Below are 21,302 nucleotides of genomic sequence, written 5' to 3'. Positions count from 1 at the left end.
AGCCATGAATGCTCTCCTTGCTGAAAATAATATAGGGGCCCGCAGGCATGTTTATGCTGCAGGTTCCAAAACACCGATCAAGATCTATGCCAATTAGGTTAAATTACTTATTTATCAACGGTATAAGTCTAAATCTGTAGAGTTGGCCAGCGTTTAACATAGGCATTATCAATAAAAGTGCGCAAGAAGTTGCGCACTGCTGCGCAACTTCTTGCGCACTTGCCTGTGAGTGCTTAAGTGCGCGTCATGCAGCGATTTGTTCACAGGGTTATCCACAATTTAGTGCGCAACTCTTGGCGCATGGTGGCGATACGATGCCGCGAAAGACGCATCCATAACGCATTAGATTTTTTTTAGGAATTTTGGTGCATTCTCAGAAACGTCCTACATATTTGCCCATCGCGATGGGTGTAGGGTATCCGAAGAAAAGGGGGGGCGCGTTTGTTTTCGAGAGACTCTCGAGTCGCCATAAACATAAGAGGAGCGTTACAGAATGTATCTATATTTCATTTTATTAGATCCGGCTGGTGAGTGCTAGAGCATCAACGCGACGGCTCGGATTTTATAAATAAACTCGTTGACGTATGCGTTTTCGATGATTGCGCTGTGCGCACATAAATCGCGCGCGTAGTGCCGAATCTAAAGCCTCATTGGCTGTCCAGCACCGTTACCACTCCAATCGAGTGTGGTGTGGAACTTAATTAAAGGCCGTGGATGTCCTACTCCAGCAAACTTTCTGCTCATTATCTTGAACTCGCGAAAGCCGCTGTTTCTAAAGAGAGTTTCGCGGGCGAGGACGTTCGCTTTTCGAGCGAATATGAGGCACTGGAAACCGAGCTGAGTAAAGCCTCGTCCATGCACGAAAGCGGTCAGATCGATTGGCTGAAAATCTGCGAAAACAGCGAAGCCCTCCTGCGCAGCCTGTCCAAGGATTTACGAGTCGGGGCTTGGCTCACTTGGAGTCTGTACCAGCGCGAATCTTTCCAGGGGCTATTGGCTGGCCTCGGACTTCTGCACCATCTGTGTGAGAACCATTGGGCTGAGATTCACCCGAGCAAGGCTCGCACCCGCGCAGCTGCCCTCAGTTGGTTGGTGCCGCGTCTTGAGCAGGTGCTGAACGAAAATATCGCGCTCAAAGAGCAACTGCCGCTGTTTCGCCGCATGGTCGAACACCTTGAAGGCCTCGATACGGCCTGCACCGAACATTTGGGCGATGACGCGCCACTGCTACTGCCGATTTCCCGCCGCTTGAAAAACATGGTCCAGCGTGCCGCTGATAACCAGCCGGAGCCTGGCGTGGTGGGTACTGCGGTTGCGCAGGTTAAGCAGGTTGCTACGCAGCTGTTCGCCCTTGGCGCGCCGATCGACAACGAGAAAGAGGCTCACAAGGCCCTGCGTGCCCAGCAGGAAAACGCCCGTCAATTGTGCACCTGGTGGCTCAAGCAGAAAGCCACCGACCTGCGCGCGCTGCGCCTCAATCGCACGCTGTTGTGGCTGCCCATCGACACGGTTCCTGAGCGCAACACCGAGCAGATCACCGCGTTACGCGGTTTGCCGGTAGACAAACTGAAGACCTATCAGGATCGCTATGATCAAGCCAAATACGCAGACCTGATAGTGGAGCTGGAGGCGAGTTTGGCGAAGTCGCCATTCTGGTTCGATGGTCAGCGAATGGTCTGGGAATGCTTGCAAGGGCTGAACGCTGAGGTGGCGATGCGCGAAGTGGAGATTCACTTCGCGCTATTTATTCAGCGCCTGCCCGGCATCATCGAACTGCGCTTCTACAACGGCACCCCTTTCGCAGATCCGGCCACTCGCGCCTGGATCAGTGCCAACGTCACGCCGCATCTGCAAACCTCCAGTGCACCACGCAAGGTTGAAGCAACCGACACCCAATTGGCTTGGGAGTTGGCCCTGGAGGAAGTCCTGCCGATCTTGCGCAAAGACGGCTTGAAGGCTGCCGTACAGATACTCAAGCAGGGCCTGCAAAATGCTCACGGCGGGCGAGTTAGATTTTTTTGGCAACTTGCTCTGGCCCGGCTGTGCTTTGCAGCCAAGAAGTACGAGCTGGCCAAGACCCAGCTCGAAACCCTCGACCAAACATTATACGACTCAGGCCTGCAAGCCTGGGAGCCTGATCTTGTGCTCGAAGTGCTGCATTTACTGCATAGCTGCTGCGAGTTATTACCGCAGAACCATGCTGTGCGAGAGCGTAAAGAAGAGATTTATCGCAGGTTGTGCCACCTCGATCTCGAAGTGGTACTCGAATAGGCCTCAGGGCCACAACCGCAAGGAGAAAAGCCATGGCCAAAGAAGGCTCGGTAGCCCCCAAAGAACGCATCAACGTCACCTTCAAACCTTCCACTGGCGGTGCTCAGGAAGAGATTGAATTGCCGCTGAAGCTGCTGGCAATCGGTGACTACATCCATCGCAAGGACGAACGCAAAGTCGAAGATCGCAAGCCGATCAGCATCGACAAAATGACCTTCGACGAAGTGCTGGCCAAGCAAGAGTTGGAGCTGACACTGAGCGTACCGAACCGTCTTCAGGAAGAAGGCGACACTGAAGAGCTGTCAGTGAAAGTGCGCGTCAGCTCGATGAAGGACTTCAACCCGGCCTCGCTGGTCGAGCAAGTGCCTGAGCTGAAAAAACTGATGGAGTTGCGCGACGCGCTGGTGGCCCTCAAAGGCCCGCTGGGTAATGCGCCTGCGTTCCGCAAAGCTATCGAAGGCGTTCTCGCCGACGACCAATCCCGCGGTCGCGTACTGGGTGAGCTGGGCTTGAATGCCGCAGCCCATGACGCCTGAGTCTCTATCAGCCAAGGAAGCCAACACAATGAGCACTAGCGCAGCACAGCGAAAGAGCACGGAAAACGGCGAATACAGCATTCTCGACAGCATCATTGCCGAAACCCGTCTGACGCCGGACGACGAAGCCTACGACATTGCCAAACGTGGTGTATCGGCCTTCATCGAAGAACTGCTCAAGCCGCAAAACAACGGTGAGCCGGTCAAGAAAGCCATGGTTGATCGCATGATCGCCGAGATCGATGCCAAGCTCAGTCGTCAGATGGATGAAATCCTCCACCACCCGGACTTCCAGTCCCTGGAGTCCTCGTGGCGTGGCCTGCAGTTGCTGGTCGATCGTACTAACTTCCGTGAAAACATCAAAATCGAAATCCTCAACGTCTCCAAAGAAGACTTGCTGGATGACTTCGAAGACTCGCCGGAAGTGATGCAGGCTGGCTTGTACAAGCACATTTACACCGCTGAATACGGTCAGTTTGGTGGTCAGCCTGTGGGCGCGATCATCGCCAACTACTTTCTGTCACCAAGCTCGCCGGATGTGAAGCTGATGCAGTACGTGTCCAGCGTTGCCTGTATGTCTCACGCACCGTTCATTGCTGCGGCTGGCCCGAAGTTCTTCGGCCTGGAAAGCTTCACCGGTCTGCCGGACCTGAAGGATCTAAAAGATCACTTCGAAGGCCCGCAATTCGCCAAGTGGCAGAGCTTCCGCCAGTCCGAAGATTCGCGTTACATCGGCCTGACCGTGCCACGGTTCCTCCTACGTAATCCATACGATCCGGAAGAAAATCCGGTCAAATCGTTCGTCTACAAAGAAACCGTCGCCAATAGCCACGAGCACTACCTGTGGGGCAACACCGCCTACGCATTCGGTACCAAGCTGACCGACAGTTTCGCCAAGTTCCGCTGGTGCCCGAACATCATCGGTCCGCAGAGCGGTGGCGCGGTTGAAGACCTGCCGTTGCACCATTTCGAAAGCATGGGCGAAATCGAAACCAAGATTCCTACCGAGGTTCTGGTTAGCGACCGTAGGGAATACGAATTGGCCGAGGAAGGCTTCATTTCCCTAACCATGCGAAAAGGCTCCGATAACGCCGCGTTTTTCTCTGCGAGCTCGGTGCAGAAGCCGAAGTTCTTCGGCATCAGTGCAGAAGGCAAGGCAGCAGAGCTGAACTACAAGCTCGGCACCCAACTGCCGTACATGATGATCGTCAACCGCCTGGCTCACTATTTGAAAGTGCTGCAGCGCGAGCAACTCGGTTCGTGGAAGGAGCGCACCGACCTGGAGCTTGAACTCAACAAGTGGATCCGCCAGTACGTTGCCGACCAGGAAAACCCAAGTGCCGAAGTCCGTGGCCGCCGTCCCCTGCGTGCTGCCCAGATCATCGTCAGTGATGTTGAAGGCGAGCCCGGCTGGTACCGCGTTAGCCTGAATGTGCGTCCGCATTTCAAGTACATGGGCGCCGATTTCACCTTGTCGCTGGTTGGCAAGCTGGACAAAGAGTAAGCGGAGCGACTCATGACGGGATACGGCAGCCTTTTCGAACGCCTGGGTGGCGACACGGACAAACGCGTCGGCTGGAGCCGCGAGGTTTCCGCCATGGCGTCCGTGGCTGCCCATCTGGCCAAGATGCTCAGCACCCGTGCGGGCAGCGTGCAAACGCTGTCCGATTACGGGCTACCCGATCTCAATGACATGCGTCTGAGCCTGCACGACTCCCTGAGTCAGGCCCGTCTGGCCATCGAAAATTTCATCGAAGCCTACGAGCCACGCCTGAGCAATGTGCGTGTCATCTCCCTGCCGCGTGATCACGATCAGCTTCGCCTGTCCTTCAACATTGAAGGCCTGCTGGAAGTTGATGGTTTCAAGCGTCAGGTCAGTTTCGCCGCGTGCCTGGATGGCAGCGGTCAAGTCAAGGTCAGCTAATGAGGCTCGTAGGCACCGACGTCCAAACAGGCAGGACGCGAATAATCATGGACACTGTTGATGCGCACGGCTACCTCGACGGTTTGTTCATGAACTCGAATACCAGGCAGGTACCCCGTGTCCTTTAACCACTACTACCAAAGCGAGCTCACTGCACTTCGTCAGTTAGGTCGTCGTTTCTCCGAGCGTAGCCCGGCGTTGGCGCCTTTCCTCGGCCAGGCAGGGCGGGATCCGGACGTGGAACGTTTGCTGGAGGGTTTTGCGTTCCTGACCGGGCGTCTGCGCCAGAAGCTCGATGACGAGTTACCCGAGCTCAGCCATTCGCTGATGCAACTGCTGTGGCCCAACTACATGCGGCCGCTGCCATCGTTCAGTATTTTGCAGTTCGATCCGTTGAAACGCTCTGGTCCGGCATTGATGGTCGAACGCGATACCCCGGTGGAAAGCGTTCCGATTGATGACGTGCGTTGCCGCTTTCGCACCTGCTATCCGACTGAAGTCCTGCCGTTGGACCTAACTGCGCTGAACTACTCGGTGAAGGGCGGCGGCTCGCTGTTGAGCCTGCGTCTGGAAATGAGCGCCGACGGTCACCTCGGTGAACTGGAGTTGAGCCGCTTGCGACTGCACTTGGCCGGCGAGCGCTACATCAGCCAGATGCTGTACCTGAGCTTGCTGCGTAACCTGGAAGGCATCGAGCTGATCCCGCTGGACGACGCCGGCAACCACATTAATGGCGTCAACGGCACGCCAATGGCGTTCAAAATGCCCGGCGACCGCGTGCAGCCGGTGGGTTTTGCTGAAGAAGAAGCGTTGATCCCTTATCCGCTGAACACCTTCCGCGGTTATCGCTACCTACAAGAGTATTTCGCCTTGCAGGACAAATTCCTGTTTGTCGATATCAACGGCCTGGACCTACTCAAGGCTCTGCCGGCAGATATCCTCAAGCAGGTACGCGGTCTGGAGTTGCGTTTCGACATTCGCAAGAGTGGAGTCCTGCGCATGCGTCCGACCCTGGACAACGTGAAGCTTTACTGTACGCCCATCGTTAATCTGTTCACGCACGATGCACTGCCGATCCGCCTTGACGGTAAGCAAGACGAGTACCTGCTGCTACCCGCCGAGTACGACCTGGAAAACTGCGGTGTGTTCTCGGTGGAAACCGTGACTGGCTGGAAACCTGGTGGCCTCGGTTATCAGGAGTATGTACCGTTCGAATCCTTTGAACACGACCCCAGTTTCGACGTACCCACTAGCCGTCCTCACTACAGCATTCGCCAGCGTTCTTCCTCTCTGCACAACGGCCTCGATACTTACCTGAGCTTCGGTATTCGCCACACCGAAGCCCAGGAAACCCTATCGGTCGAGCTGATGTGCACCAACCAAAACCTGCCGCGTAAGCTCAAGCTTGGCGACATCAGCTTGGCCTGCGAAGAAACGCCGGAGTTCCTGAGTTTCCGCAACATTACCCCCGCCACTTCGAGTTTCGCGCCACCGCTGAATCATGACTTCCTTTGGAAGCTGATTAGCAATATGTCGCTTAATTATCTGTCGCTGGCCGACGTCAACGCGTTGAAGGTAATTCTCAAAACCTACGACCTGCCGCGCTACTACGACCAACACGCTGAAAAAGTCAGCAAACGCCTGCTCGGTGGGCTCAAGTCGATTAAACATCAACACGTCGATCGATTGCACCGAGGGTTGCCGGTTCGTGGGCTGCGCACTGAGCTGACCATCGACCCGCAAGGGTATATCGGCGAGGGCGACCTGTTCGTGTTCGCCTCTGTTCTTAACGAGTTTTTCGCGCTTTACGCCAGTCTCAATTCGTTTCACGAACTGCGGGTAAAAAGCACACAGGGGGAGGTGTACCAATGGACACCCCGTATGGGCCTCCAGCCGCTTCTTTAAGCGCGCTGACCCGAGGTATACGCGAGTACTCGCTGTTTCAGGCCGTGCTGTTAGTAGTTGACCGACTACGCGAAGCACACCCTCATCTCAGCCAGGAGGATTTGTACGACCAACTGGAATTCCAGGCAAACCCGAGCCTGGGCTTCCCGGGCAGTGACGTTGATCGTGTGGAGTTTTTCCATGAGCACGGGCAGATGCGCGCGCGCCTGCGCTTCAACCTGATTGGCCTGGTGGGCTCCGGGTCGCCGCTGCCGGCGTTTTATGGCGAGCAGGCACTGGGCGATAGCGAAGACGGCAACCCGACCCGTAACTTCCTTGACCTGTTCCACCATCGCCTGCAACGGCTGATGCTGCCGATCTGGCGCAAGTACCGCTACCGCGCGAGCTTCCAGAGTGGTGCCCTCGACCCGTTCTCCGCACAACTTTTTGCCCTGATTGGCCTGGGCAGCGAAGAGATTCGCAAGGCCCGGGAACTGAACTGGAAACGCCTGCTGCCGTACCTCGGCCTACTCAGTTTGCGTGCGCATTCGGCGGCACTGATCGAAGCCGTGCTGCGTTATTACTTCAAACACGCAGAACTGACCATTGAACAGTGCATTGAACGCCATGTGGAAATCCTCGGCGAACAGCGTAATCGCCTGGGGCGAGCCAACTCCACGCTTGGTGACGACGTGGTGCTGGGGGAGACCGTGCGCGATCGCAGCGGCAAATTCCGGATTCACATTCGCGAACTCGACTGGCAACGCTTCCATGAATTCCTGCCGATCGGTTTCGGCTACCAGCCGCTGTGTACGCTGGTGCGGTTCACCCTGCGTGACCCGCTCGATTACGACATTCGCCTGGTCTTGCGCCAGGAAGAAATCCGCGAACTGCGAATCGGTGAGCAGAACGCTTGTCGCCTGGGATGGGCTAGTTGGCTCGGCCGCGAAAAAGCAGACGGCGTGGTGACTCTGGGCAGCAAAATTCATTAAGGACAGATGGCAAATGATTAACGTAGACCTGCAACAACTCATCCAGGCGCTGGATGCCGAAACCCGTCGTGACCTGGAAAGCTCCGCCGAACGCTGTGTGGCTCGTGGCGGCAGCAAGATCCTTGTCGAAGACCTGCTACTGGGTTTGCTGGAACGTTCGCAAGGCTTGCTTGCCCGTGCGCTGCTGGATGCTGAAGTAGACGCTGGTGAACTCAGTGCAGCACTGCAATCACGGGTCGAGCACAGCGCTTCGCGCAACCCGGTGTTCGCCCCGGAACTGGTGCAGTGGCTGCAAGACGCCTTGCTGGTTGCCAACCTTGAACTGGGCCAGACCCAGGTCGAACAGGCTGCACTGATTCTCGCGTTGCTACGTAACCCGATGCGCTACGCCGGCAGTCGCTACCAGATGTTGCTGGCCAAACTGAATATTGACCGCCTGAAAGAGTTCGCTTTATCCCAGAAGGAGCCATCGGCCATCGGTAAATTGAACGTGTCGAGTGAATTCCTGCTGCAACGCTTTACCCACAACCTGACCCAGCAGGCCCGCGACGGCAAACTCGACCCGGTGTTGTGCCGCGACGGCGCGATCCGGCAGATGGTTGACATCCTTGCTCGGCGCCGCAAGAACAACCCGATTGTTGTTGGCGAAGCTGGCGTCGGTAAAACGGCCATCGTCGAAGGCCTGGCCTCGCGTATTGCTGCTGGTGAAGTGCCGCAAGCGTTGAAAGGCGTCGAGTTGCTGTCTCTGGACATGGGCCTGTTGCAGGCCGGCGCCAGCGTCAAAGGTGAATTCGAACGTCGCCTCAAAGGCGTGATTGATGAAGTCAAAGCGTCGCCGAGGCCAATCATCCTGTTCATCGACGAAGCCCATACCCTGATCGGTGCTGGCGGCAATGCCGGTGGCTCTGACGCCGCCAACCTGCTTAAGCCAGCGTTGGCCCGAGGAGAACTACGCACCATCGCTGCGACTACCTGGGCTGAGTATAAAAAATATTTCGAGAAAGACCCGGCGCTGGCCCGTCGATTCCAACCGGTGCAATTGCACGAGCCAACCGTCAGCGAGGCGGTGACCATCCTCCGTGGCCTGGCTCAGGTTTACGAGAAGAGCCACGGTATCTATTTGCGTGATGACGCGGTAGTCGCCGCTGCCCAGTTGTCCGCTCGCTACCTGGCGGGTCGTCAACTGCCAGATAAAGCGGTCGACGTACTGGACACCGCCTGTGCCCGTGTGCGCATCAGCCTCGCCGCCGCTCCCGAAAGCCTGGAACGGCTGCGTGGTGAGCTGGCAGAGGGTGGCCGCCAACGTCAGGCCCTGCGCCGCGATGCCGAGGCCGGTCTGCTGATCGACCACGAAGCGCTGGATACGCTGGAAGAACGCCTGGAAGAAGCTGAATCCGAAATGGTCGCGCTGGAAACCCTCTGGACCGAACAGAAAACCTTGGCGGAGCATCTGCTGGAACTGCGCCAACAACTGACCGAGGCCCGTGAAGCCGCCAAAGACACCGCAATCGAAACCCTGCCGGTAGACGAAGCGCAAAGCGTCGAAACGCTGGGAGCCGCGCTCAACGAGACTCACAAAGCGCTGACCGAGTTGCAAGTCAAAGACCGACTGGTGAGCTTCGAGGTCTGCCCGCGCCTTGTGGCTGAAGTGATCAGCGCCTGGACCGGCGTACCGCTGGCGCAACTGGCCCGTGAGCACAATGCCAAGGTTGCCAGCTTCGCTGCTGACCTGCGTACCCGTATTCGTGGTCAGGAACAAGCCGTTCACACGCTTGATCGCTCGATGCGCGCTACCGCCGCCGGCCTGAACAGGCCCGATGCACCCGTAGGTGTGTTTCTGCTGGTGGGCCCAAGTGGCGTCGGCAAGACCGAAACTGCATTGGCCCTCGCTGATTTGTTGTACGGCGGTGATCGTTTCATCACCACCATCAACATGTCCGAATTCCAGGAGAAACATACCGTTTCGCGCCTGATCGGTGCGCCGCCAGGCTACGTCGGTTATGGCGAGGGCGGCATGCTCACCGAAGCCGTACGACAGAAACCGTATTCCGTCGTGCTGCTCGATGAGGTCGAGAAGGCCGACCCGGACGTGCTCAACCTGTTTTACCAAATCTTTGACAAGGGCGTAGCCAACGACGGCGAAGGGCGCGAGATCGATTTTCGTAACACGCTGATTCTGATGACCTCGAACCTGGGCAGCGACCACATCAGCGAACTCTGCGAAAACGGCGCACGGCCATCGGCTGAAATTCTCGAAGAAACCATTCGCCCGGTGCTGAGCAAGCACTTCAAACCGGCACTGTTGGCGCGGATGCGTGTGGTGCCTTACTACCCGGTCGGTGGGCTGGTGCTACGCGAACTGATCGAAATCAAACTCGATCGTCTGGGCGAGCGCCTGAACCGTCGTCAGCTCGACTTCACTTACTCACAGCACCTCGTCGATCACCTGGCCGAACGCTGCACCCAAAGCGACAGCGGCGCACGCCTGATCGACCATTTGCTGGACCTGCACGTGCTGCCGTTGGTGGCTGACCGTTTGCTGGACGCGATGGCCACCGGCGAAAGCCTCAAGCGCGTTCACGCAACGCTTGATGGCAACGCCAGCGTGATCTGCGAGTTTGCCTGAGGTGGGTGTGATGTTCAGTCAAGTGCCCCAACCCCTGGTCTATGCCGAAGCCTTACTTGCGCAGTTCGCCAGCCTGTCGCGAGCGACGGATGGAACTGCGCTGCTGGGTGACTTCGTACGTGGACTGGCCGAGCTCAGCGGTTGTGAGTTGGCACAACTGTACCTGCTGGACGCTACCCATACCTGCCTCGGGATGAATGCGGAGTGCCTCGATGGCAAGCTACAACCCCGTGAAACGGCTAGCTTGCCAGCGGACTACAACGGCGAGCAACTGCTGCAATTTGCTCTGTGCCAGAACCGCGTAGTGTTCATTGGTGAATTGAGCGGCAGTCTGCACGAGACCAGTTTTCTGCCGAGCCAGGCGAGGCCGTGGCAGTCACTGCTGTGCGTGCCGCTGGTCAATCAGCAGAAATCTGTGGAAGGGTTGTTGCTGTGTGCCAGTCATCAGCACATCGAACTGCAAGGCTTCGCCGATTCGTTTGGCCGACTTGGCTCGTTCGTGTTGGGCCATATGCATTTGCTGCAGCGTTTACGACGGCCAAGCAGTGGCGCAACGCCAGCGCCGGTCTCCACTCCGAGCGCCAGCGGTTATGGCCTGACGGGTAAAAGCACAGCCATGCGTCAGGTCTATTCGCTGATCAGCAAAGTCTTGCACAGCTCCTACACCGTGCTGCTGGGTGGCGAAACAGGTACGGGGAAGGAGGTGGTGGCCCGGGCGATCCACGAATGCGGACCGCGTCGTTCCCAGGCGTTTATCGTGCAGAACTGCGCGGCAGTCCCGGAAAACTTGCTCGAAAGCGAGCTATTCGGTTACCGCAAAGGTGCCTTCACGGGCGCCGACCGTGACCGAACAGGGCTGTTCGATGCAGCCAACGGCGGGACCTTGTTGCTTGATGAGGTCGGTGACATGCCATTGTCGTTGCAAGCCAAGCTGTTGCGGGTGCTGCAAGAGGGCGAGGTTCGTCCGCTGGGCTCCAGCGACACCCACAGAATTGACGTGCGCATCATTGCCGCGACACATCAGGATTTATCGGTGCTGGTCAGCCAAGGGAAGTTTCGCGAGGACTTGTACTACCGTCTCACGCAGTTCCCTATCGAGCTACCGGCCCTGCGTCAACGCGAAGACGACATCCTCGATTTGGCACGGCACTTCGCCGACAAGGCCTGTACGTTCTTGCAGCGTGATCAGGTGAGTTGGTCCAACGAAGTGCTGGATCTTTTGGCCCGCTACGCGTTCCCCGGCAACGTGCGTGAACTCAAGGGTTTGGTCGAGCGTGCGGTGCTGCTCTGCGAAGGCAATGAGTTGTTGGTGGAGCACTTCTCTCTGTGTATGGAAACCATACCGGAAGACAGCAGCGGCCTGAACTTACGCGAGCGGTTGGAGCAGATTGAGCGCAGCTTGCTGATCGATTGCCTACGCAGGAACGAGGGTAATCAGACCCTCTCCGCTCGCGAGCTCGGTCTACCACGGCGAACATTCCTCTACCGCCTCGGGCGCCTGAACATCAACGTGGGAAATGTTGATGTGTAGGCCAAATATGCTTGATTTCAATCCCCCCGCTTTTAACAGCCTCAACCGTAAGGGCCGGCGCTTTGTGCCGCCCCTGGAGACCCTCTGATGTCTATTCGTCACTGGCAAGCTGTCCTGCTGACAGTTGTCGTTCTATGGGGCCTCGGCGGCTGCAGCGGCAATTACAAATACAACGACAACACCTATCGCCCATTGGGTGATCCGCAGTCGGTCAATCGCGGCAAGTGACCGCAAGGAGCATCACCATGGAACTGGTTTTCGAAATGCTGAACACCAAGCAGTTCGTACCTACGCAGCTGTGCCAGAAGACCTTCAAGCAGGCCGGCGGCGTGATTGGGCGGGGCAAGGATTGCGATTGGATCATTCCGGACCGCAAGCGTCACCTGTCCAACCATCACGCGTTGATCAGCTACCGCGAAGGCACGTTTTTCCTGACCGATACCAGCAGCAACGGAATCCAGAATAGTGCCAGCGGCGCACGCTTGCACAAGGGCGATATGGTACGTATCGAGCACGGCAGCGTATACGTGCTGGGTGATTTCGAGATCCGTGCACGGCTAGTTCACGCCCTGGCGACTTCCGATGTGGAGGTCGGTCGTCCGCAAGCCGCTGGCAGTATCATTCCTGATGATGCGTTCCTCGACCTCGACCCGCTCAATGCTCTAGACCAGCAGGAACGTGTGTATTCGGAAATCGACGAGATGATCTCGCCACGCACGGCTCCGGAAGACACCCGTCAGCGCGCCGACTATGCACGCATCGACATGGAAAGCCTGATGGTACCGGAACTGATCGATGCCCCGGCCGAACCTGCACCTACCCCGGCACCGAAAGCGGTCGAGCGTCAGAGCAACGGTTTCTGGGAAGAGTTTGCTGGCGCCCTGGGTGTGGATCTCAACGGCCTTGACCACGATGCCCGCGAAGCCCTCGCGCTGAACGCTGCACGTCTGCTCAAGCAAAGTGTTGGCGGTTTGCAGCAGAGCCTGCGCACCCGCAGCGAGCTGAAAAACGAACTACGCCTGGCCCATACCATCGTTCAGGGCACCAACAAAAACCCGTTGAAGTTCGCCGTTGATGCCGGTGAAGCACTGGGCATTCTGTTGCAGCCGAACAAGACGGGGCAGTTGCCGGCAGAGCGGGCGATCTTCCGTGCGTTTCGCGATTTGCAGGCGCATCAGATCGCCCTGTTGACCGCTAGCCGCGCTGCCGTTCGCGGCACGCTGGAACACTTCTCGCCACAGCAATTGACCCTGCGATTCGAACGCGACAACAAGCCGTTGCTGGCCACGTCCGGTAGCCGCTGGAGGGCTTACGGTCGTTATCACCAGGCCCTGCGTCAGGACGATGACTGGAGCGAGCGCTTGCTGGCCCGAGACTTCGCCCAGGCCTACGAAGAACAGGTCCGACTGATTTCTACCCTCGACACCGACCACCAAGGATGATGCGCATGTCTCGCCGCTCGACTGATTTTTTTAAGACGCTGACTGCGCTGACCACCTGGGCACTGTTGGCCGGTTGCTCGGCGCTATCGCCATATTCCCACGTCACCAAACTCAACCTGAAGCTGACGGCCAGCGATCAGTTGAACCCGGACCTCAACGGTCGTCCGTCGCCTATTGTTGTGCGCCTGTTTGAACTCAAGCACCCGGTGGCGTTCGAGAACGCGGACTTCTTTAGCCTGTACGAGCGCGCCAAGGAATCCCTGGCTCCGGACATGGTTTCGACCGAGGAGCTGGAGCTACGTCCGGGCGAAACCGTCGAACTCAAGCTTAGCGTCGAGGCGGGTAGCCGCTACGTCGGGGTACTCGCCGCCTACCGTGACCTGCCAGATACCAAATGGCGCTACACCCTGCAAGTCGCCCCGGTGGAAGTCACCGACGCCGATCTGACGCTCGACCAGAGCGGCATTCGCAATACCCATGAATTGCTAGTCAAGGCGGCTGACTGACCATGAACTTCCATAAAGTCATTTGGCAGGAAGGCATGTTGCTGCGTCCGCAGCACTTCCAGCACAACGATCGCTACTACGACCACCAGATGAAGACCCGCACCCAATTGTTGGGTAGCTACATCTGGGGCTTCCTCAACCTGGACATCGATTTGCAGTTCCTCAACATGGGCAAACTGGTGATCAGCCAGGCATCGGGGATTCTGCCGGACGGTAGCCTGTTCGAGTTGGGTGGTAACACCGAGCCGTTGGCCCTGGACGTGCCACCGAACACCGGCAACACGCCGATCTATCTGGTGCTGCCGCTGGTCACAGGCAACCACATGGAGTCCCGTCGCCCGGAGCAATCCGACGTGCTGGCGCGCTATACCGCGTACGAAGCGGAAGTAGCCGACTCCAACGCTGGCGAAGACTCCGCCAGCCAGGTCAGCTGCGCCCGCCCGGACTTCAAGCTATTGCTCGGCGAGCAACAAAGCGATCAGACGTACGTGAAGCTGAAGATCTGCGAAGTACTCGATACCACGCCGGACGGCGTAATCAGCCTCGACCCGGAATTCGTACCCACCTACATCCAGGCGCACGCCTCCAGCTACCTGCTGTCGTGCCTCAAGGAGGTGATCAGCATGCTCGGCAATCGGGGCGACGCCATTGCTGAGCGGATCCGTTCCAATGGCAAGGTGGGTGGCGCGGAAGTCGGTGACTTTATGATGCTGCAACTGATCAACCGCACCGAATTGTTGCTGCGTCACTATCTTAGTCTGGAACAGGTTCACCCCGAAGAGTTGTACCGCACGCTGCTGACCATGCTCGGAGATCTGGCGACCTTCTCCAGCGACAGCAAGCGTCCGCGCTTGGACAGCCGTTATCAGCACAGCGATCAGGGAGCAAGCTTCCGTAAATTGATGGACGCGATCCGTCGGGTGTTGTCGATGGTGCTGGAACAGCACGCCATAGAGCTGGAGCTGCAAGCGCGTCAATACGGGATCATCGTCTCACCGTTGCACGACCACAAGCTGCTGGGTTCTGCCTCGTTCGTGCTGGCGGCGAGTGCCAACTGCGATTGCGAAGAACTGCGCCATCGCTTGCCGGCGCACCTCAAGGTCGGTCCGGTGGAGCGTATCCGCCAACTGGTCAATCTGCATCTGCCAGGCATCAAGGTCAAACCTTTGCCTGTGGCCCCGCGGCAGATTGCGTTCCACTCCAACAAAACCTATTTCATTCTCGAACTCAGCTCCGAAGACCTGGTGCAACTGGAACGCTCCGGCGGTTTCGCGTTCCACGTGTCCGGCGAATTCGCCGAGCTTGAACTGAAATTCTGGGCCATCAGGAACTGACCGACATGATCAAGGATACGGAATACAGCCAGGACGATAAAACCGTCCTGCTCGACCGTCAGGGACACGGTCCGGCGTCGAGCCCTCTGACGGATTTCGCGGCACCGCCACGTTTCGAGCAATTGGAGGAGCGCATGATCTACGCCGCGCGCTTGCGCCCGGCCGAGGCGTTCAACATCAGTCTCAATTCGCTGGTGGCCGCGGCCTCCGACCTGCTGTCGGAAGTGGTGCGACTCAAGCACAGCGAAACCCGCGAAGACATGCGTGTACTCAACGAGCGCCTGACCACCGGGCTGAAATTGTTTGAAGTCAGCGCCTTGCACAATGGCGCAGAAAGCAGCCAGGTGATGGCGGCCCGTTACGTGCTCTGCACCGTGGCTGATGAAGCTGTCGTCACCACGCCGTGGGGTAGCGAAAGCGAGTGGTCGCAAATGAGCCTGCTCAGCAGCTTCCATAACGAAACCTTCGGCGGCGAGAAATTCTTCCAGCTGCTCGATCGCCTGTCGAAAAACCCGGTCAAGCACCTACCGATGCTGGAGTTGATGTACCTGTGCCTGTCTTTGGGCTTCGAGGGCAAGTACCGCGTACAGGCCCGCGGCATGCTCGAACTCGACGGCATCCGCGACGCCTTGTATCGCCAGATCCGTCAGTTGCGTGGTGATGTACCACGCGAGTTCTCGCCGCATTGGGAAGGCCTGAGTGATCAGCGCCGCAGCCTGGTACGTATCGTGCCGGCATGGATGGTGGTGCTGTTCACCTTTGTTTGCCTGGTGGTGATCTATTCGGGCTTCGCCTGGGTACTGGGCGAGCAACGCGATGCCGTTCTGCAGCCTTATCAGTCGTTTGATCCGGCGGCGGCCCAGCCGCAGTCGCAGCCGTAAACAGGGACGCGTGATGAAAAAGTTTTTCAAGAAAGTCGGTGCATTTTTGCGCATGGCCTGGGTCTGGACGCTGCTGCTGGTGTTGTTTGTAGCGCTGTTGGTTTGGTTCGCCGGGCCGCTGCTGGCGGTTGATGACTACAAGTTTTGGGAAGGTTCGACCTCCCGTTTGCTGACTATCAGTGTGCTGTTCCTGATCTGGGGCCTGACCATGGTCTTTGTCAGTTGGCGCGCGGGTCTGCGCAGAAAAGCGGTTGAGGAGAACGAAGACGGCCAGGATCGTATACGCCGGGATGAACAGATCGACGAAGAGCAGCAGGAACTGAAGGCACGCTTCAAAGACGCGCTGAAAACCCTGAAGACATCGAGCCTGTATCGCGGTCGTAGCGAACGCTGGCGCAGTGACTTGCCTTGGTACCTGCTGATTGGCCCGCAGGGCAGTGGCAAAACCAGCTTGCTGGACTTCTCCGGGCTTGAATTTCCGATCAACAAGATTGATCGCAAGCTGACCCGTGACACCCTTGGCACCCGGCATTGTGATTGGTATTTTGCCGATCACGGCGTGGTGATCGACACCGCTGGCCGTTACTTGACCCAGCCAGATGCAGACGTCGATGGCAGTGCCTGGAGCACGTTGCTCGACCTGCTGCGCAAGCGTCGCCGCAATCGTCCGCTGAACGGTGTACTGGTGACCCTGCCGGTGGAAACCCTGTTAAGCGGCGGTGAACAGGCGCTCGAAACCCTGGCCCGTCAGGTGCGTGGGCGCTTGCAAGACGTGCATCAGAAACTGCACGTTGATGTGCCGATTTACCTTGTATTGAGCAAGGCGGATCGTCTGCTCGGGTTCGATGAATTCTTCGAGCAATTGACACGCGAAGAAAGCGAACAGGTGCTCGGTACCAGCTTCCGCAAGGAACAGAGCGGCACTGATGTGGCCGTGCTACGCACCGAGTTCGAGGCGTTGCTGCATCGCCTCAACAGCCAAGTGATCATGCGTATGCACCAGGAGCGTGATACCCAGCGCCGTGGCCGTATCCTCGACTTCCCGCATCAACTGGGACAAATCGGCGAGCGTCTGTGCCTGTTCGTCGATATGGCATTCACCGGCAACCGTTACCAGCGTGTCAGCCAGTTGCGCGGTTTCTACCTGACCAGCGCACCGCATCTGACTGAGGAAATGGACGCAACCACTGCCGGCATCGGTGCCAACCTGGGCATGAAGGCCGGCGTGCTACCGACGCTGCGCAGTGGCCGTTCGCGTTTCATCCACCATTTACTCAGCCGGGTGATTTTCCCCGAGGCCGATCTTGCAGGCCTGGACAAACGCGAACGCAGCCGCATCCACTGGGGCCAGCGTGCGCTGTACGTGGGCGCACTGGCCGCACTGGCGCTATTTGGCATGCTCTGGGCGGGCGGTTTCTCCGCGAACTACGAACGCCTGGAAAACCTGCGTAGCCTGGCACAAACCTGGAGCCAACAGAGCTTGGCTCTCACCACACGTGATGACTCCATGACGGTGCTCAAGACCCTCGACACCCGCTATGCGGCGACTCAGGTGTTCCCGAAAAAAGGCGATGTGGGTTACCACGAGCGTGGCGGTCTGTATCAAGGTGAAGACGTTAATCCGGTGGTTAAGACTGCCTATGAACGTGAACTTGAAGGACAGCTATTGCCACGGGTCGCGACCCTGCTAGAAGGGCAGATTCGCGCCAACATGAAGGACCGCGAGCGCCTGCTCAGGAGCCTGCGTGCGTACCTGATGCTGAACATGAAGGATCGCCGCGACGCGCCGTGGCTCAAGGAGTGGGTTGCCACCGAATGGTCCCAACGATACACCGGCAACACCGCGGTGCAAAACGGCTTGAACAGCCACTTCGAACGCTTGCTGAAGCAGCCGTTTATCTATCCGCTTAATGATCAGTTGGTGGCTCGGGCGCGTCAGGTTTTGCGCAGCGAGTCCCTGGCCAACGTGGTGTATCGGATGTTACGCGAGCAAGCCCGTAATTTGCCGGAATATCGCTTGAGTCAACACATCGGTCCGCAGGGGTCGCTGTTTGTTGGCACCGATTACGTGATCCCGGGGTTCTACACCCAACAGGGCTATCAGCAGTATTTTTCTGTTCAGGGCTCGATGCTGGTTACCGATATCCTGAGTGACAACTGGGTACTGGGTGAAGGTTCGAGTATCAGTGGTATGGACTTACGTCGCCTGATGGTCGAGCTCGAGCAGCTGTATTTTCGCGACTACGCCAACTACTGGGGTGAAGCGGTGGGGCGGATCGCGCTGCCGGCCATCAACGATTTCAGTGACGGCGCCGATCAATTGGCGGGCCTGACATCTGCCAACTCGCCGATCCTGCAACTGCTAGTGGAAGTGCGTGAAAACACCCGATTCCCGATGGTCGCTGACACGGCAGATGACGCCGTCGATGCGGCAGGTAAACCGGCAGACAAGGGCGGTAAGCTCGGAAAACTAGCGGTCACCGGGGCCGGCAAGGCGGCTGACGCCTTGGTGAAGAAATTACCGGATACCGCGAAGAAGTCCCTGCAAAGTCGCTTCGAGCCGCTGCACCGTTTGCTGGATAACGACAACGGCCCAACCGCTGATCTGACCCCGGCACTGGCCGCCCTCAACGACCTGCAAATGCAAATGGCCAGCCTGGCCCGTGCCAGTTCGCCAGAGCAAGCCGCGTTCGAAATGGCCAAGACCCGCATGAGTGGCCAGCGTGATTCGATGAGCAACCTGCGCAATGCCTCGGGTCGTCTGCCGCGTCCGGTGAGTGTGTGGTTCAACGTATTGGCTGAAGATACCTGGCGTCTGGTACTCAGCGATTCTTATCGATATCTGAATCAGCGCTATCAGAGTGAGCTGTACAGCTTCTACGGCAAGGCAATCAGCAAGCGCTATCCGTTCAGCGCCCACAGCGCCAGTGACGTGGCAATCAGCGACTTTCGCGAATTCTTCAAGGCCCAGGGGATTGCCGACCGCTTCTTCGATAGCTACCTGCGTCCGTTTGTCAGCGGTGATCCGGGTAACTACCGCAAGCGCAGCGTCGATGGTCACAGCCTGCCGATTTCCAAGGTCTACCTTGATCAGATGGCCGCAGCGCTCGTGATCCGCCAGAGCTTCTTCGCCGACAACCCGGGCGAGCCTCAGGTGCAGTTCAAACTGGAGCCTTACACCCTCGACTCGACTGTCAGCCGTTCCGAGTTCAAGTTCGGCGACAAGACCATCGAATACCGTCATGGCCCGATAGTACCGGTGTCGTTCAAATGGCCAACCGACGCTGAAAACGGGCGTACCAGTCTGGTGCTCGACAAAATGGTCGGCCGCCCGCTGGGGATCGAGAAGAACACAGGCCCTTGGTCGTTATTCCGTCTGTTTGATTTGATGCAGACCGAATACCTGACCGGCCGTGACGTGCTGGTGCTCAAAGCTGACGTGGGTGGTCTGCGCGCCAACTACTTACTGACCAGCCAGCGCACGCCAAACCCGTTCGATATGGAAGCATTGCGTACCTTTCGCATGCCGGCACAGCTCTGATGCAGGTGGCCAGCTCCTGGCGCAGTGCTGCGCGCACCGATGCCGGCAAGGTTCGGGCGCGCAACGAAGATGCTTTTCTGGACGCCCCACAGCAGGGGTTATGGGTGGTTGCCGACGGCATGGGCGGTCATCAGCGGGGCGATATCGCAAGCCAGTTGATCGTAGCCAGCCTGGCTGAATTACCGGCGCAGGATGATTTCGACGAACGACTAAAAGGAGTTCGCCAGTGCCTGCACTGGCTCAACCGACGTTTGAGTCAGGAGTTGACGGTCACTGCTGGACGTCACGACAGCATCATCGGCAGCACCGTAGTAGTACTGCTGATTGAGGGCAATCGCGCGGCCTGCATCTGGGCCGGCGATAGCCGCTGCTACCTGTGGCGTGGCCAGCGTTTATATCAGCTGTCCAAGGATCATTCGCTGCAACAACAACTGATCGACAAGCAACAAATGAGCGTCGAACAGGCCAAGGACCATCCCGCAGCACATGCCCTGACCCGTGCGGTCGGGGCAGCCGAACAATTGGTTCTGGATGTACTGGAGCTTGAGGTCTATCCCGGCGATGCGTTCTTGCTCTGCAGCGATGGTCTGTATCAGGGGCTGGGCAGCGATGCACTCGGCGACGCCTTGAGCCTGACAGTGCCGCAGGTTGCACTGGAGCGATTGTTTGACGGCGCAATGCGTGGCTCGGCCCGGGACAACCTGACAGCGGTGGTAATCCGGCAATGACTGAAAACATGCGACCGATCGACGACCTGTTGAAGAGCGAAGAGCAGGACAGCAACCTGACCTACTTTGCGTTCGCCAAGTCGTACAAGGCTGAAGCCCTGCTGGCACCCACTAAGGCCAGCATCGGTGAACTACCCGATGTGCTTGCAGGCCGTTACCGCATCGAGCGCTTGCTCGGTGCCGGTGGCATGGGCGCGGTTTACCGTGCGCGAGACCTGCTGAGCGAACAGTTCGGCGATCCCGACCCTTACGTCGCGCTGAAAGTTCTCAGCGAAGAATTTGCCGAGTCGCCGGACTCCAGCGCGTTGCTCTACAACGAATTCGCCCTGACCCGTCGCCTGCGCCACGACAACGTGCTGCGTTTGCACACCTTTGAAGTGGACACTGACTGGCAACGAGCATTCGTCACCATGGAGCTCATGCGTGGCCTGACCCTGGATAACTTACTCTGCGAGCGTCCCCACGGCCTGCCGTGGGAGGAGTTGCGCGACATCGTGCTGCCGCTGCTCGATGCACTGGCGTACTCCCATGCTCGCGGTGTGTGGCATGGTGATATGAAGCCCAGCAACGTGATGCTCAGCGACGAAGGCGTGCGCCTGTTTGACTTCGGTCTCGGCCAAGCGGAGAAAGGTATCATGCCTGGTCTGCCGCACCTGAGTCGCGAGCGCTTCAACGCCTGGACTCCGGGCTACGCCGCCCCGGAGCTGCTCGAAGGACTGCCTCTATCTGCGAGCGCTGACGTGTACGCTGTAGCTTGTGTGATCTACGAGTTAGCGGGGGGCCAACACCCGTTTCGCGGCTTACCCTTGGCCCAACCACGAAATGAATCTCTGGAGCGAGAGTTACGGGCACCTCAGAATGTACCGAAGCACTGCTGGCCAGCTTTGCGAGCGGCGCTGGCGTTCGACGTGGCAGACCGAACGATTACTGCTAAGCAATTACGTGATGCTTTTGCCGTCACTTCATCCTGGCTGCAACGCTTGATGCATTGGCGTAACGTATGACTACCGAACAGGGAGTGGGAACGATGATGTAGTGGTCAATCGATCCCGGACACTGCGTTGAGTTTTTTCTCGGCAACAGCAGTTGCCACGCCGACTCACGCT

General features: G+C 58.1%; 16 protein-coding genes. All 16 read left to right on the top strand.

Features of this window, described 5'->3' with window-relative positions; all coding sequences use genetic code 11:
• Positions 1 to 714: 714 nt before the first annotated feature.
• The 16 genes from tssA (at position 715) to IFT57_RS19720 (ending at position 21,200) form a co-directional block, all read left to right on the top strand.
• The gene (gene tssA, locus IFT57_RS19795; protein ID WP_192152411.1) at positions 715 to 2,271 is read left to right on the top strand and encodes a type VI secretion system protein TssA; all 1,557 of its coding nucleotides are present in this window, start codon (positions 715 to 717) and stop codon (positions 2,269 to 2,271) included.
• A gap of 32 nt (positions 2,272 to 2,303) precedes the next feature.
• Complete coding sequence (tssB, locus tag IFT57_RS19790) at positions 2,304 to 2,807, top strand: type VI secretion system contractile sheath small subunit (RefSeq protein ID WP_192152410.1); 504 nt, start codon at positions 2,304 to 2,306, stop codon at positions 2,805 to 2,807.
• Positions 2,808 to 2,835: 28 nt separating this feature from the next.
• Entirely contained in the window at positions 2,836 to 4,311 is a 1,476-nt protein-coding gene (gene tssC / locus IFT57_RS19785; protein WP_192138046.1) for a type VI secretion system contractile sheath large subunit, read from the top strand.
• A gap of 12 nt (positions 4,312 to 4,323) precedes the next feature.
• Complete coding sequence (gene tssE, locus IFT57_RS19780; protein ID WP_192152409.1) at positions 4,324 to 4,731, top strand: type VI secretion system baseplate subunit TssE; 408 nt, start codon at positions 4,324 to 4,326, stop codon at positions 4,729 to 4,731.
• Positions 4,732 to 4,848: 117 nt separating this feature from the next.
• Positions 4,849 to 6,636: a type VI secretion system baseplate subunit TssF gene (gene tssF, locus IFT57_RS19775; RefSeq protein WP_192152408.1), complete on the top strand. Its 1,788-nt coding sequence runs from the start codon at positions 4,849 to 4,851 to the stop codon at positions 6,634 to 6,636.
• Positions 6,600 to 7,607, top strand: coding sequence for a type VI secretion system baseplate subunit TssG (gene tssG, locus IFT57_RS19770; protein WP_192152407.1), 1,008 nt, complete (start codon positions 6,600 to 6,602; stop codon positions 7,605 to 7,607). The genes tssF and tssG overlap by 37 nt, the downstream gene beginning before the upstream one ends.
• 13 nt (positions 7,608 to 7,620) lie before the next feature.
• Positions 7,621 to 10,233 carry a type VI secretion system ATPase TssH gene (gene tssH, locus IFT57_RS19765; protein ID WP_192152406.1) on the top strand — a complete coding sequence of 871 codons (2,613 nt, stop codon included), beginning with the start codon at positions 7,621 to 7,623 and terminating at the stop codon, positions 10,231 to 10,233.
• Between the two features lie 10 nt (positions 10,234 to 10,243).
• Positions 10,244 to 11,764, top strand: coding sequence for a sigma-54 interaction domain-containing protein (locus tag IFT57_RS19760; RefSeq protein WP_192152405.1), 1,521 nt, complete (start codon positions 10,244 to 10,246; stop codon positions 11,762 to 11,764).
• Positions 11,765 to 11,851: 87 nt separating this feature from the next.
• Positions 11,852 to 11,992, top strand: coding sequence for a type VI secretion protein (locus IFT57_RS19755; protein WP_192152404.1), 141 nt, complete (start codon positions 11,852 to 11,854; stop codon positions 11,990 to 11,992).
• Between the two features lie 17 nt (positions 11,993 to 12,009).
• A complete protein-coding gene (gene tagH, locus IFT57_RS19750) occupies positions 12,010 to 13,206 on the top strand; it encodes a type VI secretion system-associated FHA domain protein TagH (RefSeq protein WP_192152403.1) in 1,197 nt (398 codons plus the stop codon).
• A gap of 5 nt (positions 13,207 to 13,211) precedes the next feature.
• Positions 13,212 to 13,712: a type VI secretion system lipoprotein TssJ gene (gene tssJ / locus IFT57_RS19745; RefSeq protein WP_192152402.1), complete on the top strand. Its 501-nt coding sequence runs from the start codon at positions 13,212 to 13,214 to the stop codon at positions 13,710 to 13,712.
• A gap of 2 nt (positions 13,713 to 13,714) precedes the next feature.
• Positions 13,715 to 15,046 (top strand): type VI secretion system baseplate subunit TssK, encoded by a 1,332-nt coding sequence (tssK, locus tag IFT57_RS19740; protein ID WP_192152401.1) that lies wholly within the window; start codon positions 13,715 to 13,717, stop codon positions 15,044 to 15,046.
• 5 nt (positions 15,047 to 15,051) lie between these two features.
• Entirely contained in the window at positions 15,052 to 15,927 is an 876-nt protein-coding gene (icmH, locus tag IFT57_RS19735; RefSeq protein WP_192152400.1) for a type IVB secretion system protein IcmH/DotU, read from the top strand.
• Between the two features lie 13 nt (positions 15,928 to 15,940).
• On the top strand, positions 15,941 to 19,468 hold the full coding sequence (gene tssM, locus IFT57_RS19730) for a type VI secretion system membrane subunit TssM (protein WP_192152399.1): 3,528 nt from the start codon (positions 15,941 to 15,943) through the stop codon (positions 19,466 to 19,468).
• Entirely contained in the window at positions 19,468 to 20,196 is a 729-nt protein-coding gene (locus tag IFT57_RS19725; protein WP_192152398.1) for a PP2C family protein-serine/threonine phosphatase, read from the top strand. The genes tssM and IFT57_RS19725 overlap by 1 nt, the downstream gene beginning before the upstream one ends.
• Positions 20,193 to 21,200, top strand: coding sequence for a serine/threonine-protein kinase (locus IFT57_RS19720; protein ID WP_192152397.1), 1,008 nt, complete (start codon positions 20,193 to 20,195; stop codon positions 21,198 to 21,200). The genes IFT57_RS19725 and IFT57_RS19720 overlap by 4 nt, the downstream gene beginning before the upstream one ends.
• Positions 21,201 to 21,302 lie beyond the last annotated feature (102 nt).

Origin of the sequence: Pseudomonas sp. CFBP 13719 (assembly GCF_014842095.1) — a bacterium.
Lineage (GTDB): Bacteria > Pseudomonadota > Gammaproteobacteria > Pseudomonadales > Pseudomonadaceae > Aquipseudomonas.
Note: the sequence above shows the minus strand (reverse complement) of the source record. Positions and strands in the feature narration are given on the sequence as shown.